Origin of the sequence: Mycobacterium sp. 3-98 (assembly GCF_035918355.1) — a bacterium.
Taxonomy (GTDB): Bacteria; Actinomycetota; Actinomycetes; order Mycobacteriales; family Mycobacteriaceae; genus Mycobacterium; species Mycobacterium intracellulare.
The window spans coordinates 3,232,421-3,248,019 of the sequence record NZ_CP142360.1; the positions used below are offsets into that span (position 1 = coordinate 3,232,421).

Genomic DNA, 15,599 nt, shown 5'->3' on the forward strand with positions numbered 1-15,599 from the left:
CGCGGCTTGTCCGGCCCCCAGGGCCGTCTGACGAGCGCGCACCGCCGCGCCATCAGCACTCACCGCTCCCGCGGTACGGCAGCAACTCTCGTTGTGAGCCGCGGCCAAATCCGCCAGGTTCTGATCCGTTCGATTCGAGGAAACCATGTCACTGCACCGATTCGGCAGCAAGCTCATCGCGCTGATCGCCGCGTCAGCTACCGTCGCCGTGCTGTCCGGGTGCTCGAGCCAGGGCGCGTCGCCGACCTCCTCCGCCGTATCGCTGCGCCTGGGATATCTGCCGCGCATCACGCATGCCTCGGCACTGGTGGCTCTCCACGACGGCTTCTTCACCAAGCAACTCGGACCCCAAGTCAACTTCACAGCAAAGCCATTCAGTCGAGGGACCGAGGAAGTGACCGCGCTGCTGTCTGGCCAACTCGACGCCGCCTACGTCGGTCCCAATCCCGCCTTCAACGCCTGGCAGAAATCGGGAGGGAAAGCGATCAAGATCATCTCCGGCGCGGCCAGCGGAGGTACCTCGATGGTCGTCAAACCCGACATCAAGACGGCAGCAGACCTCAAAGGGAAGACCGTGGCGGACCCCGCGCTCGGCGGGACCCAGGACGTCAGCCTCCGCGACTGGCTCGCCCACAACGGGTTGAAGACGAATATCCAAGGAGGCGGCGATGTTTCGGTCAAACCGACCAGCCCGGAATCGGCGATCGTCCAGCAATTCCTCACCGACCAAATCGCCGGCGCCATCGACTCCGCGCCTTTCGATGTGCAGATGATCAAGGCCGGTGGGGTGCGACTGTGGTCGGACCCCAACACCATCACCGTCCTGGTGATCCGCCAAGAATTCCTTGCGGCCCATCCTGACGCGGTCGCCGGACTGCTGCGCGCCCAGGCCGAGGCCACCGAACGTATCGCCACGGACCGCAGTGGCGCGGCCCAATCTGCCAATACCGCGCTGGCGAAAGACCTTGGCAAGGGGCTCGAACCGGATGTACTCGCGGCCTCCTTCGAGGAAACCACCTACACCAATGACCCCGGAATGGCCTCACTGCGCGACCAGGTCTCCAAGGCCGTGGCAATAGGGTTGCTGAAGCCACTCGATATCAGCGGCCTGTACGAGCCGGGACCGCTCAACAAAGTGCTCGCCGAGCCGGCAAGCCGCAGGTGACCCGTGATCCACTACGTTCAGTCTGATCACCTCACCGGGCCGCCACCCGAAGCGAGCGCCCAAACGTCACGGGCCGTGCGGCTCACCGACGTGACCAAGCAGTACGGCCGGGGCCGGTCGGCCGTCACAGCCCTCGATCGCATCACCTTGACGGTCAACTCCGGTGAATTCGTCTGCGTTGTGGGGGCATCCGGCTGCGGTAAGAGCTCACTGCTGTCGCTGATCGCCGGGATGGACCAACCGTCCGCCGGCGAGCTCAGCACCGATGGGCAACGGGTGGCCTTGATGTTTCAGGAACCGGCGCTGTTCCCATGGCTGACGTCGGCCGCCAACGTCGAGTTGGCCTTGCGGGCGCGCTCGGTGCCGCGCCCGCAACGCCGCCAGCGGACGACTGACTTGTTGCAAACGGTCGGCTTGGCTGACTTCGCCGACAAGCGTCCTCATCAGCTGTCCGGTGGCATGCAGCAGCGCGTCGCATTGGCGCGTGCGCTCGCCCAAGACGCCGACGTCTTGCTGATGGACGAGCCGTTCGGGGCGCTGGATGCCCTGACCCGTGATCGCCTGCACGAAGAACTCGAGCGCATCGTTGACGAACGCGGACTGACCGTCGTGTTCGTTACGCACAACGTTCGCGAGGCAGTGCGACTCGCCGATCGTGTCGTATTGCTCAGCCCGCGGCCCGGTCGCATCGTCGAAGAGATCGCGGTCCCGGTGGCGCGGCGCCACAGAGTCAACAACCCGGGCGTTGCCGAATTGGCCTCCCGCATCTCCACCCAGCTACGGAACGAGGGAAACCGTGGCGGTGCTTGACAGCGATCTCGCTACCAAGAGTCACCGGCCTGCATCGACGCCGCAAGCGCCGCACCCGAACCGCATGCGGATCAGGTCGGTGCTGGCGGCGATGCGGGCGAAAGTCTTTGCCGTCGCGATGGTTCTGCTGATCTGGCAGCTCGTGTACCTCAGCGGGTGGAAGCCGTCATTCGTGCTGCCCGGCCCCGGAACCGTCGCGGCCAACCTCTGGCAGCGGCTGCATGAGGCCGTGCTGTGGGACGCGATCGGGATCACGATGTGCCGTGCGCTGGCCGGTTTCGCGCTGGCATTGCTCATCGGCTCGGTCGTCGGCGCAGTGATCGCGCAAAACCGGCTGCTGCGCACGGCATTCGGGCCGGTGATCACCGGTCTGCAGACCATGCCGGCCATCGCCTGGTTTCCCTTCGCCATCATTTTCTTCGGGCTGCACACGTCGGCGATCCTGTTCGTCGTCGTCATCGGCGCCGCACCGTCGGTGGCCACCGGGGTGCTCGCCGGAGCCGGACAAATCCCGCCCCTGCAGCTGCGGGTCGCAAAAAACTTGGGATTGCACGGCTTTGGGCTCTACCGGCACGTAATTCTGCCCGCCTCGCTACCGATGTTCGTCGCCGGCCTGCGCCAGGGATGGGCGTTCGCCTGGCGTAGCTTGATGGCCGGCGAATTGGTGGTGCTGATCAGCGACACCGCGTCGATCGGGGTGCTGTTGGAAAACTCTCAGAACCTCAGCGATATGCCGTCGGCGATTGCCATCATGATCGTGATCCTTTTGATCGGCATTGCCATCGACGCCGTCTTCGACGCGGCCGATCAGCGTATCCGCCGGTATTGGGGACTGATCGAAACCAATTCTGAATGACTCGACCATCCACTCGGACAAGGAGCCCCATGCCGGAGGACCACCACGATCATCGACTGCCGGACAGCCCATTTCGTCTTTGGGCGTTCGGTGATGCGCACGTCGGGACAGACAAGCGCTACGGCAGACGGAGCCTGGCCGAGGCGATAACGCATTCGGAGGCCGGCGGATCCGAAGGTGGCCCACCGTTCGAGTGGGATATCGCCATCGACGTCGGCGACATGTCCGGGGCCCATCACCATCTTCCCGACGACGCCGAGGGATCCGAGCTTCGCCGTCAGTTCGCGAGCCTGCGTCGCCACCGACGCGAGGCCATCTACAGCGTCTGCGGCAATCACGATCGCAGCGGCCTACACGAGCCCGAGGCATGGTGGTGGCAGAAGTGGGTGGATCCCCTCGGACAGCACACCGAATTCTCCGGAGTCGACGCCAACGCGCGACCTTATCCAGTCGAGGGCGCGTGGGACCACTATTCCTTCCGGGTGGGCAACCTCTTGTTCCTCATGCTCAGCGACCGCAACGAACCCACCCAGACCGTGGGGCGGGGCCCGCTCGGCGGCAACCCGGGCGGCGTCGTCAGCGGCGAGGCGTTCCGCTGGTGGAAACACATGGTGCTGAGCAACCCCGATTCGATCATCATCGTCGTCCACCATTACGTCCTCAAGGACACCACCGTGGCCTCCGGGGAGTGGGAAGGCGTTCGCAAAGGGCCGGACGGACAGCTGCTGGAGCACTATCATCGCCCGTTCGAACTCGGAACCCCACACGCGGCGTCCTATCTGTACTGGGTGGACAGCAAACCAGACTCCGGGGCGTTCGAAGACTTCCTCACCGAACATCCCGGCCGGGTTCACTTGTGGATCGCCGGGCACACCCACACCCACCCCGACGACAGCTATGGCGGCAAAGCCCATATCGAAAAACGCTGGGGCACATGGTTTCTCAACGTCGCATCACTGAGCCGCCACCATATGCCCATCACCACACTTCCGATCAGCAGGCTGCTCACCTTCACGCCCGGCAGCGCTGAGGTGCGGGTCCAGTGCTACCTGCACACCAGCCAATACGCACCGCAAGGCTGGTATCCCAAGGCCGAACGGAGCCTCACGCTCAATAAGGCGTTCGTGGCACCGGCGGGCCATTCGCTTGAGCGGACAGGCGCATCGCGCTCGGCCGTCGTTAGGTGACGCGCACCTGAAGTGAGTAATCAGTGAGTCTCGGTGAGCTACCACCGGAAATCAACTCCGGCCGACTGTATTCAGGTCCCGGCTCGGCCTCGATGAGCCTGGCGGCTGAGGCGTGGGATGAAACGGCGGCGCAGTTATACGACATCGCGGAGAGCTATGGCTCGGTGGCGTCGATGCTATTCCAGGTAGAGCAGCACCCGAAGTCGATCGCGATCGCGGCGGCGGTGGTGTCCTTTACCGCATGGCTCAATGCCGTCGCCGCCCGCGCGCGGCAGGCCGCGCGCCAAGCGAGAGCGTCCGCCGACGCATTCGAGTCCGCGTTAGGGGCGGTGGTGCCGCCGTCGGTGATCGACGCCAACCGCGCGCTGCGGCTGGCGCTCGTGACGGCAAACGGCCTGGCCCAAAACGGCCCCGCAATCGCCGACACGGACGCTGGCTACGAACGGATCTGGGCACAGGACGCCGACGCCATGTACGCCTATGCCGCAGCCGCTGCGGCCGCGTCAACTCTGGCACCATTCGACTCGCCGCCGACCGTGGGATCGGGCCAGCACGACCCCGCGGTCGCAGAAACCGCGTGGAGCCTGATCGCGGCTCCGCAAGTGGTATCGGCCGGCGGCCACGTGATGCCCGTGATTCCCCGAGCGCTGCGGGCGCTGTCTCGTTCGCCGATAACGACATTCGACGCATGCCTGTCCGCGGCGACATCACCGCTGTCAAAACTGGGTTCACTGTCCGCTCCCACCGACTTCGCGATAAGCCGTCTGAGTTCGCTTAACAAGACAGCGTCACTGAAAAGGGCCGCAGCGTTGCTGCCACTCCCGGGTCAGGTCGGCGGCGCTACGACCTCGGCAACGGCGCGGTTAGGTCGCGCGTCCTCGATCGGGGCACTGTCGGTGCCCCAATCCTGGGCCAAAGCCGCGATGCCCCGCGGCATTGAGCTCCAGACATCGGATAGCGACTATGTCCTGATCGACCCGTCCAACCTCCTGTGGTGAGCGGGCATCCGGCCTCACAATACCGCTGTGTCTCAGGACTATTCGCAGTGTGGCGCTACAGACGTTGGGCAGCAAAATCCGCGCCCTGGTCGACCATGCCGTTCGCCGCGTACAGGGTATGCGCGATCCCGGGCGGTCCAGGAGGTGCGCCATTGCAAACCGTGTCGTCGGGGGCGCACAACTGAATGGTCTTGCCTGCGTACAGCGGACCGATCGTAATGGGTGGCGCGCCGGCGCCGCGCAGGAATTCATTGGAGGGTGTTCCGAACAGGACCACCGCGGCCACGTGATCAGCGACCGCCCGCGGCAGCGGCTGCGGCACATAGGACACGAACTCCTGTGGCACTTCCTTGGGTATGGCAGGGGAGGTCACAAAGCCGGCCACGGCAGCGCCTTGGGAATACCCGCCGAGCACCATTTTGGTTCTGGGGCAGTTCGACGCCGTGGATTCGATGTGGCCGCCGGCGTCCTTGATCCCGTCCACAAAGGTTCGGGCGAAGGCGATGCCTCCGTTGAAGTCGCCGCTCGCCTCGTAGTTGACCGGAGAGACGCGCACCGACTTTCCGCCGACTCGCGAGCTGAGCGCGTCGACGAACGCCTGCCCGACCCCGCCGACCCCGGGTGGTTCGCCGGTGCCGCGAGCGAAGACCACGTCGACGTCGGGACACGGTTCGGCGGAGGCCGCCGGGACGGGCGCGCTCAACAGCGCCGCCGAGGCTGTTACTACCGCAGTAGCGAGATAGCGAATGGATCGTAGCGAGCTCATGCATGCGAATGCCCAGACGCGATTGACCCGAAACCGGCAATTATTCAGCCGCAGCGGACTGAGGTTCTGCCTGCCACTGAGGGTGAGGCAACCAGGCCGGCGCGCCGCATCACGACGAGCGCGCTGCACGCCTGGCGCGGTGTCGGGCCCTGACTCTTCCTCAGCGTCCGTCAAGCGTCAGGCGCGATCTCAACGGGATGTTCGCTCAACGGCTCAATCACAATTCCCACGTTCTTCATCACCTCAATTGAGCGGTTGGTCTCCAGCACGTCTTTAATGTCTCCCTCAATTATCATGTACGCGGCGCGGTTCATTCGTTCATAGAACTCGTTCATCGTCTCCACGCTGCGAAAAACCGGGACGAACCACGCACCGTCGCGTTCAAGCAAAAACGGCTTTTGTTTGCCGTCCTTCGTGTCGCCAAAAGGAGTGGAGTAGTAGACCTTAGCGTCGCGAGCAGCTTTTTCGGCCGGCTTCTTCTTTCTGAATGGCCACACAATTTTCTCCCTTCCGCCGGACGCCGTTGCTTCTGGCAACCGCCGCCGGGGCAAGCGCGGCGATCGTGGTCATCTGGCAGACCGCTCGAGGCGCAGCACGGCGATGTCATCGGTAAACCCACCGTGTGGCTGGGCAAGCTGGTGGGCACTGTCGATGAGCGCGTCGACGAATTGTATGCCGGGCAAGTGTGCGTGGGAACGGGCCAGAGCGAGCAGACCGTCCTCGTCCAGGGGTTGGCTGCCGTTGCTTGAAAACCCTTGGAAGAGTCCGTCGGTCACCAACACCAGGCCCTGATCATCCGGCAGTTCCAGCTCGTGTTGTGGCCAGTCGTCGGCGCGCAGTCCCAGCGCCGGGCCGGCCGGAGGCATGATCCATTCCACGGTGCCGCCGCCGTGTAACAACATCCCGGGATGCCCGGCACGGATCGTTTTGAGGCGCGGGTTGTCGGGGGAGATTTGCAGGGTGAGCGCCGTGGCGCAGATCCCCGAGCCGCTTCGTTCTGAACGCAGCACTCGCTCGAGGTGGTGCATCCTCGCCACGTCGTGCACGCCGGCGAGGGTGAGCGCACGAAACGCGATCCGCAATGCCGCACCTAGTGGTGCCTCATGGGGACCGTCCTCAGCGACCTCACCGATCAGCACATGCACGGTGCGGTCAGGTGTTTGGATGACGTCGTAGAAATCTCCGCATAGCAGCGCGTGCTCGCGGCTGGGCCGGTACCGGGCGACGACGTCGACGCCCGGGTTGTCGAGTAGCAGCGGGGAGGCCGATAGGCCCCGTTCGAGTATGGCGTTCTCGCGGGCCCGCAGCTGGGTGGCATCCAGGTCGACGGCCATCAGCTCGGCGCGCTTGCGTTCGATCGCATACAGCAGCGCACGGCGCACCACGTCGGGTTGGACGCGGCCCTTGACCAAGAAGTCCTGGGCACCGGCCGCCACCGCCGTACCTCCGAAATCTTCATCGTTCAGCCCCGTCAGCACGACAATCGGTACGGTGGCATCACGTTTGGTGATGCGCTCGAGAGCGTCCATTCCGCTGGCGTCCGGCAGATGCAGATCCAGCAGCACGCAGTCGGGCCGGGCCGAGGCCAACACCTGCTCCGCGTGTGCCATCGACCGCGCCCACACCAGCCGTACGCCGCTGGCGGCATCATCGATCAGATCTTCGACGAGTAGCGCATCGGCGCGGTCGTCCTCGATCAGCAGCACGGACAAGGACCGCGCGGCGGGCGTGACGGGAGCACGCGACGGAATCAATTCCCGATCACCGGTGAAGGCCCAGGTCGACTCGGGTTGTTCGCGGGACCTGTCGTGCGTTGCGTGCAGGCCCACCACGTTCAGATCTCGCCCGCGGCGCCGCGGGTGTGGCGTTTCACCATTGCGGCAGCGACGTCGACGAGCTTGATGTTGGCCTCTTGGGAGACGCGGCGCAGCGTATCGAAGGCCTCGGCTTCGGTGAGGTCGTTGAGCGCCATCAGCATGCCGATGGCTTTGCCGATCTCGCGGTTGCTGGCAAGGCCGCGTTGCAATGTCGCGGCATCTTCGCCTTGAGCCACGGCGTTGGCGGCGACGCCGGCGAAAGCCGCCAAAAGGATTGCGCGTTCGACGGCCACCATGTCGAACGCATTGGGGCTGTCGGAGAACAGGTTTAGGGCGCCGATTTTGTGAGGGCCGACAAGCAGGCGAAAGCCCATGATTCCGTGCACCGGTGTTTCGGTGAGGACCCGGGCGGCCAGAGCGGGCCACTGACTGCCGGCGCGGAGATCGGGATCGATTTGTGGGGTTTCCTCCGAGATGGCATCCAGGCAAGGGCCTTCGCCGAGCGCTTGCTCGAGCTTGTCGATCTTGCGGGCGACGCTGTCGCTGGCTGCCGCCGTCGTGGCGATGTGGTTGTCGCGCAACATGACGCTGGCATGGTCGCAGCCGGGAACCATGAGTGTGGCTGCGATGCAGATCGCAGCATAGATCTCTGCGGGCGTTGAGCCTTGGTAGACGATGTCGGCTAAGCCGGTGAATACCGCGGTGGGCTCGGCACGCGAACGCGATGCCGCCACATCGGGGGATTCGTTACCGTCTGGCATCCTCAACCCGCCTCGTCATAGCCTCACGCCACCAAAGGTGCGCCGGCGCGCCAGGTTTCGACCTGGCCGGCCCTTGGCTCCCGCCGGCCCGCAACGTCGCTGTGGCGAAATCCTGCCCACTGGTGAGCGTGACCCCCTCCCGATGTCGGTACGGCACGGGCGCCTGTCGCAGTCCGCGCGCTGCCGAACTCCGTTGTAAAACCACGTGACCGCAGTGCCCCTACGTTCATCCCGCCGATCCTGCGTAGGTGACCTGCCCGGCGGAGGACCCGGTCGCTTGTGTTGCGTTGTGCGGCGGTGCCGGCTGCAACTCCACGTTCGTCAGTTGAAGCACGCCGACCAGCCTGGTGGGGATTCGTTGACCGGTTCGCAGGATCACGGTGCGGCCGTTGGTGCGCGCGTAGTGGTCGAGGGTGTAAAGCTGCTGGTGACTGATGAACTCTAGGCCTTGCGCGTCGATGACGATCAGCGGGTCATCGTCGAGCAGCGACCAAATGCGTTGCAATGCGGTGGTGTAGAGCCCGTCGCTGTGTAAGTCGATATTGCCGGTCAGCGCGAACGTTGCTTGCGGTGCAGGGTGCAGCCGGAAACGGGGCGCACGCTCACCGAGATCGGGGTGAAGGCAAATGAGTTCGTCCGCGGCACCCGCCAGCTGATGGGTGTCGTAGGCGCACAGCGCGGAAAAGGGCAGCCCTGTCATCGTGCGGGAGAGGAGGAACTCAAATTGCGACAGGGCGGCGCGTTGGTCGGGGCGGCGGGCCAATGTCGTAGCGTCGACGACCACGCGAAAGCCGTTGTAACCATTTTGGATTGCGTGATCGAGGGCCGCCACACTGATGGCCACAGCGGTATGCGGGTCCACAATGTCGGTGCCGTCCAAGACGGCGTAGAACTTCGATGCCGGTGTCACGCCGACCCCGCCGGCCGTAAGCCGGTCGGCGATGCCGGGCAGCGCCGTCAATTCCGCCCACAATTGCTCGCGGCTGCCGTGCCCGACGAATTCGATCCAGTAATTATGGGCGAGTCCCTCGGCGATGTACCGCGCAGCGCGGGCGTGGAAGTCGGTGCGGTTCTGGAACTTCCAGCCGAGATGCTCGAAAGCCGCGGTCACCTCTGCTGCTGTGGGCTCCATGGAATCAAGCGTCGAGCACGTCGGCGGTGGCTGCGTGCAGAGCCAATCCTGATTCCGCGCCATCAGCCGGTGGGGTTTCCAGACCAGTCACCCGGCGCGGGTGGTGGGTTATCAGGCGCCGGCCCGAGAATCGGGGGATTCCCGGCATCTTGATTAAGCCGCCCGGCGGCGAAATTTGCGCCCTGGTCAATCATGCTGCTGTTGTCCGCATAGGTGTTGTGCGCGGCGAAATTGAGGCCATCAGAACACACCGGGTCCTCGGGAACGCACACCTTGATGGTCTTGGCCGCATACGTCGGTCCGATGACCACCGGCGGCTGACCCAGGAAGTTCATGGCCCGCACATTGGGCATTCCGAACAGCACCACCGCGGCGACGTGATCGGCCACTTCAGGTGCTAATGGTTTCGGTACCGTTGCGGGATCAACGCCCTCGGGCACCGCATCCGAGGTGACAAAGCCCATCACGGCCGCGCCCTGCGAATAGCCGCCGAGCACCATCTTGGTCCTGGGGCATCCGTTGGCCGTGGAAACCACATGCGCGCCAGCGTCTTTGATGCCCTCGAGGCCGGTGTCCCACTGGTCGCTGGCGGGGTAGTTGACCGGGTACACGTCGAACGAGCCGGCGCGCACCCGCGAGCGCACAGCGTCAACGAACGCCTGTCCCGTCGGGCCCACGCCCGGTGGCTCACCGGTGCCGCGTGCGAACAACACCTCGACATCGGGACATCCCCGGGCGACGGCGAGGGGAACCGCGGCGGACGGGAGCACCGATGCCAGCGCAATACCTACAAATCCAACGACCAAATGCACGCGCACGTTTCGTATTCCTCGTCGTTTCGGGCCTGAGCGGAACCGCAGTGCACCGTTCGGCCGCAACGGACCAGAGTCGCATTGCTGGTGGCTGACGAGCACGCCGCGTCGTTTACAGCGTAAACAGCAGGGCTTACGTTGTAAACAGGTGGGCGCGATTGTTGGGTTGTCGGCGGCGACAGCCCTATTAGCGACGAGCCATCAGAAGTTCGATGCGATCGAGCAACGACTCGAGTCCCTCTTCGAACTCTGCGGTGCTGTGATCCTCGGACAACATCGGTTGTAACCGCTGCAGGCACGGGTAGCCCGTGAGATGCCGACGCGGTGGTTCGCCGTCGAGAATGGCCTCGTCCGGATGTAGTTTGGCGCCGTGGGCGTGCACTTCCAGAAGCAACTGGCCCAGCAGGAACGTGGTGTAGGCGCGGTAGGCGGCCACTGCCGCATCGTCGTCGAAGCCGTAGGAGAAGAGCGTCTCGAGGAAGGTTTCCATCCAGCGCAGGCTGCGCAGCGGCGGGCGGACCCATGGCGCTTCGGGCGCGTGCGTGGCCAACAGCGGGAATATCTGCGGGTGTTCAAGGGCGATTTGGCGTACCCCATGCGCCAGGCGTACCAAGTAGTCCTGCCAGCCGTCCTCTTGACGACGCGCGGCAAGTTGTTCGGCGTGGAGGCGATCAACGATGCGGTCAATGATGCCGGTGAGCAGGTCACCACGACTGTGAACGTGGCGGTACAGCGCCATCGCCTCCACGCCGCAGGCTGCCCCCAGCCGACGCATGGTCAGCTGCGGCAGACCGTCGCGGTCAACGAGCGCGATGGCGGTATCCAAAACCACTTCGCGGGTCAACCGCGCGCCCCGGGGAGCATCGTCTCCATCAGCCGATGTCACCACCTGCTGGTCAGCATCGGCTATGTCACGCTGTGTGCGGTCGCGGCCATCACCGTTCACCGAATCGCCTCCTACGTTGGATCGGTGACGTGTCATCGAAGATTCGGCCTATACAAGTGGTGTTTGTCGACCAGATGCGGCGAGATGATCACCTCGGTAATTCTTTGTATCGCCGACTCTACAGCTGCTACGGATCGCAATAGGGGCGATTGCGGGCATCTCAGTAGATAAGGAAGCCGACCCGACAGCGATTCCTGACTGGCGCACTCGGCCCCGATAAGCGTCGAAGTCCGCGACCGCGGCAGCAACATCACGTCGACGCCTCTCAACGCCCGGTCGGCGCCGCTCCCGTCTATACGAGACCTGACGATTGCCCCGCGGTTCCGGCTGCGGTAACGGCCCCTGGTTCCCTCCAGACCTTTGGTGCCACAGACGGATTCGTGCCACTAGCCATCAACGGCGATGCACGCCAGGCGCGCTAAATCCTTCTTAGCCGCTACGGCGGTCGCATCCCAGCGATAGAGTTTTTCTCGTGCGAGTGGACCGCGAGCGTGTCTTCGCCGCTGTCGCGAACGAGCGGCGCCGGATCGCGACACTGGTCGAAGGGTTGGACGACACCCAGCTGGCAACGCCAAGCCTGTGTGCCGGCTGGGACGTCAAGACGGTGGCCGCCCATCTCGGCTGCTCGGTCGCTGATGGACTCCCGCCGGCCATGACGATGGCTCTGCGCCGCGGCAGCCTGAACCGCGCGATTGACGAGCTCGCGCGCCGTCGTGCGCAGCGGCCGGCCGCCGAAATCGTTGCCACCCTGCGTCAGTGCGCCGATCACCCTTTGAGCCCGCCGGTGATCGGGCCGGTGGCCCCGTTCACCGATATCTTGATCCACGGCGGCGACATCAGCATTCCGCTCGGGCTCCCGTTTGATCCCGATCCCGAAAGCGTCGGGCTTGCGCTGGATTTCCTGACTGGGCCATGGCCCGTTGGCTTCGTGCGGCTAGGCCGACTGCGGGGCATCTCGTTGCACGGCACCGACATTGATCGATCCTGGCGTAAGGGAGCCGAAATCCGGGGCCGCGCGTCCGCTTTGATGATGGCCGTCAGCGGCCGCACCGCGCTGCTGGACAAACTCGGTGGGCCCGGACTGCCTGTACTGCGCCAACGGCTGCTGTCCGCTTGACGATGGGTGCATTGGTGCCGGGTAGGGGAGATGTGATCAGTCCGCGACCCATCGCTCCAGAGCGGCCAGCGATGCGACCAGGTAATCCTCAGAGAAAATGGGCATTTCACCAACGCGTTCTCGGAAGTGCTGCGGCGTGCCGCTCCAGTCGTAAGTGAGGGTGACGTCCGTGCGGTGGCCGTTGGGGGCGAGGTCGTAACGCCAGAACCACCCGCCGGGCACATGCCCGCCCGCGTCGTCGAGCACGCCCGGCATCCACCCGATGACACGGTTCTCGTCGAACACGTTGACCAGATTGTGCGTGACGTAGTCGCCTCCCGCCCGCGTGAGGTACATGTTCATCGCGAACATCTGTCCCGCGCCGGTGATCGGCGCAGTGTCGACCGGGTCGCGGACCCAGTCGGTGGGCTCGGTGTCCTGGTGGCGCGCTGGGTCGACGAGGACAGCGAAAATCTCGGCCGGGGTCGCGGCGATGGTGCGGGTGACGACGTATCGTTCGGCGCTGGCGCTCATGCGTTGTCCTCGTTTGTCCCTGGGCCGTAGGCGGCTGCGATAGCGGGGGAGTCGAGCCATCCGGAGTATGTGGGTCGCGAGGGCCAGCCTTCGGGCGAATCGAGCCATTCCTCCTGGCGGCCCCATGGCAGGACGTCGATCAACGCGAAGGTGTGACTGAGTTGCTCGGTGCCCCGCCCGCTCGTATGCCACGTGCGGTACACGGTGCCGCCGTCGCGTAGGAACACGTTGACGCCGAAACCGCCGCCGGGTGGCGCATCCACGTCGGCGGCGAAGGGGCTCTGCGACGACGAATACCAATCCATGCGATTGCCGACCCTGCGCTTGTAGGCGAGTGCTTCCTCGATCGGTCCGTTGGTGACAACGACGAACCGGGCGTCATAGCGGTCGAGGAACTCCAGCCGGGTGAACTGCGACGTAAAGCCCGTGCACCCGCTGCACTGCCACTCCGCGCCGTCCGACCACATGTGGTGGTAGACGATGAGCTGGGCGCGACCGTCGAACACGTCGACCAGGCGGATGGGCCCGTCGGCACCGATCAGAATGTAGTCGGGCAACTCGACCATCGGCAGTCGGCGGCGCTGCGCGGCGATCGCATCCAGCTCGCGGGTGGCGGCCTTCTCACGTTTGCGCAGTTTGTCGAGTTCGGCGCGCCAGGTTCGGTGATCGACCACAGGCGGCAAGGCCGCGGTTTCGGGGGGCATGGCATCTACCTTCGCTCTCGATTTGTTCGTCTGGAAGGACTGACTGCCGGAGTGCCCGAGATTCATCGGTAGGGATGGGCGGCCCGTCGACGCCGCCGCTAGCGATGTCACATGTTGCTGCCCCGTCCCGTCTAGCGGATGAGGAACAGACAAGCCAATTGTGGGAGAGGCGGCATGATGAAGCGCTTGAGTGGCATTGCGCGGGCATACCTGATCGCGGTGACGGCCTTTGTCGGGACGGTCACCACCGGCATCGGGATCTGGTGTGTGCTCGATCCGCCCTCATTCGCCCGTGCCGTCGGGTTTGGCGAGCACCAGCACTTTCTGCACGACGTCGGCGCGTTCCAGATAGGCCTGGGAATCACGCTGCTGCTCGCCCTGATCTGGGCGGACGCTCTGGCTGTCGCCCTCGCGGGGTTCATTGTGGCCAACACCGTGCATACCGTGAACCACGTGATGGACCTTGACCTGGGAGGTTCGCCCGCCCAAGCGTGGGCGCTCGGTGCGGTATCGGTGGCCCTGGTCGCGGCGTTCGTGCTGCGGCTACATCAACTGGGCTACGTACTGGGCAGCGTTCCCATGGCCACCAGCCAGACGTTGGCGCCATTGGTGCGCCAGAAGACGATCCGGCTGATCACCTTTCGCAAGGACGGCACCCCCGGCTCGAGCCCCGTCAGCATCGTCGTGGACGGCGATCGCGCCTACTTCCGGAGTTTCGAGCAAGCGGTCAAGATCCGCCGGATCCGGCGTAACCCAACCGTCGAATTCGGGCCGTCCACGGGGTCGGGCAAGCCGACGGGACCCGTGCAACCTGGCGTCGTGCGCTTGCTCGACGGAGATGAGTATCGGCAGGTGGGGCGCCTGCTGCGGCAGAAGTATCCCTTCCTGCACGGCGTCCTGGTCCCGTCGGCGCATCGCTTGATGCGGTCCAAGTTCGGTCGCACGGTCCACGCGGAGCTGACCCCGTCGTCTCGATTCGAGTAGCCCAACGTCGCGCTTCCAGGTTCAGCAACGCCACTCGTCAACGTGCCACCGCGGTCGAGATATCGGGCGAGGTTTCTCAGCGATTCTGATCCGCGCGCACCGGTGGCAGGCTTGCACGGGTGAGCGATGTCGTGCGGGATTTCGAGTCTCAGCGGCCGCGTCTGTTCGGGTTGGCATACCGGCTGTTGGGGTCGGCGAGCGAGGCGGAAGACGCCGTGCAGGACGCGTACCTGCGCCTGCACCGCGCTGATGCGGAGGCCATCGAATCGCTGCCGGCCTGGCTCACCACGGCTGTCACGAACCTGTGCCTCACCCGGCTCACGTCGGCCCGCGCCCGCCGGGAGGTCTACCCCGGCCCGTGGCTTCCCGAACCTGTTCTCACCGACGACCGGACGCTCGGGCCGCTCGAGACCGCCGAACAGCGCGAGTCGGTATCGATCGCGCTGCTGAGCCTGATGGAGCGACTCGGGCCCACCGAGCGTGCGGCGTTCGTGCTCCGAGAAGCGTTCGCCTACAGCCATTTCGAGATCGCCGAGATCCTGGAAACCTCGGAAGCCAACGCCCGCCAGCTGTACCGGCGGGCGCGCCAGCGGCTGAGTGAGCCCCGGCGGCGCTTCCAACCGGACCGGGCGCAGTGGCGGCGCCTCGTCGAACGGTTCTTTACCGCCGCCCGAGCCGGCGACGTGGACGGACTCGTCGAAATCTTGACCGACACCGTGACGTCGACGGCCGATGGCGGCGGCAAGGTGGCGGCCGCCCGGCGCGTCGTCTCGGGCCGCGATCGGACGGCCCGCTATGTGGCGCGCGTGTTCGGCAGGAACCTGGCGCAGGCGGGTCCGCGTCTCGACGTCGCCGAGATCAACGGCGAGCCCGCGATGCTGGCGTTCGACGGCGACACGCTGGCCGGCGTCCTGTGCTTCGACATCGCCGGGGACCAGATAGCGGCGCTGCGGGTCTTGGCCAATCCGGACAAATTGCGCTTTCTTGCCAAGCAGTTGTCACATCCGGTGGCGCCATCCGGTTCATAAGAC

17 protein-coding genes are annotated in these 15,599 nt (G+C 65.2%); 8 read left to right on the forward strand and 9 right to left on the reverse strand.

Going from position 1 to position 15,599, the window contains the following annotated elements:
* Positions 1-145: 145 nt before the first annotated feature.
* The 5 genes from QGN30_RS15375 to QGN30_RS15395 all read left to right on the forward strand — a co-directional run bounded on the left by QGN30_RS15375 (position 146) and on the right by QGN30_RS15395 (position 5,016).
* Entirely contained in the window at positions 146-1,165 is a 1,020-nt protein-coding gene (locus QGN30_RS15375) for an ABC transporter substrate-binding protein (RefSeq protein ID WP_014382529.1), read from the forward strand.
* A 75-nt stretch (positions 1,166-1,240) separates the two neighbouring features.
* Positions 1,241-1,975 carry an ABC transporter ATP-binding protein gene (locus QGN30_RS15380; protein WP_020188927.1) on the forward strand — a complete coding sequence of 245 codons (735 nt, stop codon included), beginning with the start codon at positions 1,241-1,243 and terminating at the stop codon, positions 1,973-1,975.
* Positions 1,976-2,039: 64 nt separating this feature from the next.
* Positions 2,040-2,831, forward strand: coding sequence for an ABC transporter permease (locus QGN30_RS15385; RefSeq protein WP_009954575.1), 792 nt, complete (start codon positions 2,040-2,042; stop codon positions 2,829-2,831).
* Positions 2,832-2,860: 29 nt separating this feature from the next.
* The gene (locus QGN30_RS15390; RefSeq protein WP_009954574.1) at positions 2,861-4,018 is read left to right on the forward strand and encodes a metallophosphoesterase; all 1,158 of its coding nucleotides are present in this window, start codon (positions 2,861-2,863) and stop codon (positions 4,016-4,018) included.
* Positions 4,019-4,041: 23 nt separating this feature from the next.
* A complete protein-coding gene (locus tag QGN30_RS15395) occupies positions 4,042-5,016 on the forward strand; it encodes a PPE family protein (protein ID WP_014380114.1) in 975 nt (324 codons plus the stop codon).
* 55 nt (positions 5,017-5,071) lie between these two features.
* Here the strand turns inward: QGN30_RS15395 and QGN30_RS15400 are convergent, their stop codons facing one another.
* From QGN30_RS15400 to QGN30_RS15430, 7 genes are all read right to left on the reverse strand, one after another.
* On the reverse strand, positions 5,072-5,782 hold the full coding sequence (locus QGN30_RS15400) for a cutinase family protein (RefSeq protein WP_014380113.1): 711 nt from the start codon (positions 5,780-5,782) through the stop codon (positions 5,072-5,074).
* A gap of 170 nt (positions 5,783-5,952) precedes the next feature.
* Complete coding sequence (locus tag QGN30_RS15405) at positions 5,953-6,279, reverse strand: hypothetical protein (RefSeq protein WP_009954571.1); 327 nt, start codon at positions 6,277-6,279, stop codon at positions 5,953-5,955.
* A 69-nt stretch (positions 6,280-6,348) separates the two neighbouring features.
* Positions 6,349-7,494, reverse strand: a complete 1,146-nt coding sequence (locus QGN30_RS15410) for a PP2C family protein-serine/threonine phosphatase (RefSeq protein WP_248923678.1) — start codon at positions 7,492-7,494, stop codon at positions 6,349-6,351.
* A 122-nt stretch (positions 7,495-7,616) separates the two neighbouring features.
* The gene (locus tag QGN30_RS15415; RefSeq protein WP_014380110.1) at positions 7,617-8,360 is read right to left on the reverse strand and encodes a GAF and ANTAR domain-containing protein; all 744 of its coding nucleotides are present in this window, start codon (positions 8,358-8,360) and stop codon (positions 7,617-7,619) included.
* A gap of 226 nt (positions 8,361-8,586) precedes the next feature.
* Positions 8,587-9,471, reverse strand: coding sequence for an MEDS domain-containing protein (locus QGN30_RS15420; RefSeq protein ID WP_248923640.1), 885 nt, complete (start codon positions 9,469-9,471; stop codon positions 8,587-8,589).
* Positions 9,472-9,554: 83 nt separating this feature from the next.
* On the reverse strand, positions 9,555-10,304 hold the full coding sequence (locus QGN30_RS15425; protein ID WP_283106547.1) for a cutinase family protein: 750 nt from the start codon (positions 10,302-10,304) through the stop codon (positions 9,555-9,557).
* 187 nt (positions 10,305-10,491) lie between these two features.
* A complete protein-coding gene (locus QGN30_RS15430) occupies positions 10,492-11,214 on the reverse strand; it encodes a TetR/AcrR family transcriptional regulator C-terminal domain-containing protein (RefSeq protein WP_416366871.1) in 723 nt (240 codons plus the stop codon).
* 514 nt (positions 11,215-11,728) lie between these two features.
* Between QGN30_RS15430 and QGN30_RS15435 the strand changes: the two genes are divergently transcribed.
* Positions 11,729-12,367: a maleylpyruvate isomerase family mycothiol-dependent enzyme gene (locus QGN30_RS15435; RefSeq protein WP_248923638.1), complete on the forward strand. Its 639-nt coding sequence runs from the start codon at positions 11,729-11,731 to the stop codon at positions 12,365-12,367.
* Between the two features lie 36 nt (positions 12,368-12,403).
* Here QGN30_RS15435 and QGN30_RS15440 read toward each other — a convergent pair whose 3' ends face one another.
* Together QGN30_RS15440 and QGN30_RS15445 are read right to left on the reverse strand one after the other, a co-directional pair.
* Positions 12,404-12,880 (reverse strand): ATPase, encoded by a 477-nt coding sequence (locus tag QGN30_RS15440; RefSeq protein WP_248923637.1) that lies wholly within the window; start codon positions 12,878-12,880, stop codon positions 12,404-12,406.
* Positions 12,877-13,584, reverse strand: a complete 708-nt coding sequence (locus QGN30_RS15445; RefSeq protein ID WP_248923636.1) for a DUF899 domain-containing protein — start codon at positions 13,582-13,584, stop codon at positions 12,877-12,879. Before QGN30_RS15445 ends, QGN30_RS15440 begins: the two co-directional genes overlap by 4 nt.
* A 174-nt stretch (positions 13,585-13,758) precedes the next feature.
* Here QGN30_RS15445 and QGN30_RS15450 point away from each other — a divergent pair, with 174 nt between their 5' ends.
* Positions 13,759-14,568, forward strand: coding sequence for a PPOX class F420-dependent oxidoreductase (locus QGN30_RS15450; protein WP_008256558.1), 810 nt, complete (start codon positions 13,759-13,761; stop codon positions 14,566-14,568).
* A 119-nt stretch (positions 14,569-14,687) separates the two neighbouring features.
* Positions 14,688-15,596, forward strand: coding sequence for an RNA polymerase sigma-70 factor (locus QGN30_RS15455; protein WP_248923635.1), 909 nt, complete (start codon positions 14,688-14,690; stop codon positions 15,594-15,596).
* Positions 15,597-15,599: the final 3 nt, after the last annotated feature.

Bases quoted from the DNA above. Each gene is read 5' to 3' on its own strand.
- QGN30_RS15375 (WP_014382529.1), top strand. From the start codon at position 146: ATGTCACTGCACCGATTCGGCAGCAAGCTCATCGCGCTGATCGCCGCG.
- QGN30_RS15390 (WP_009954574.1), top strand. From the start codon at position 2,861: ATGCCGGAGGACCACCACGATCATCGACTGCCGGACAGCCCATTTCGT.
- QGN30_RS15400 (WP_014380113.1), bottom strand. From the start codon at position 5,782: ATGAGCTCGCTACGATCCATTCGCTATCTCGCTACTGCGGTAGTAACA.
- QGN30_RS15445 (WP_248923636.1), bottom strand. From the start codon at position 13,584: ATGCCCCCCGAAACCGCGGCCTTGCCGCCTGTGGTCGATCACCGAACC.
- QGN30_RS15440 (WP_248923637.1), bottom strand. From the start codon at position 12,880: ATGAGCGCCAGCGCCGAACGATACGTCGTCACCCGCACCATCGCCGCG.
- QGN30_RS15450 (WP_008256558.1), top strand. From the start codon at position 13,759: ATGATGAAGCGCTTGAGTGGCATTGCGCGGGCATACCTGATCGCGGTG.
- QGN30_RS15415 (WP_014380110.1), bottom strand. From the start codon at position 8,360: ATGCCAGACGGTAACGAATCCCCCGATGTGGCGGCATCGCGTTCGCGT.
- QGN30_RS15385 (WP_009954575.1), top strand. From the start codon at position 2,040: ATGCGGATCAGGTCGGTGCTGGCGGCGATGCGGGCGAAAGTCTTTGCC.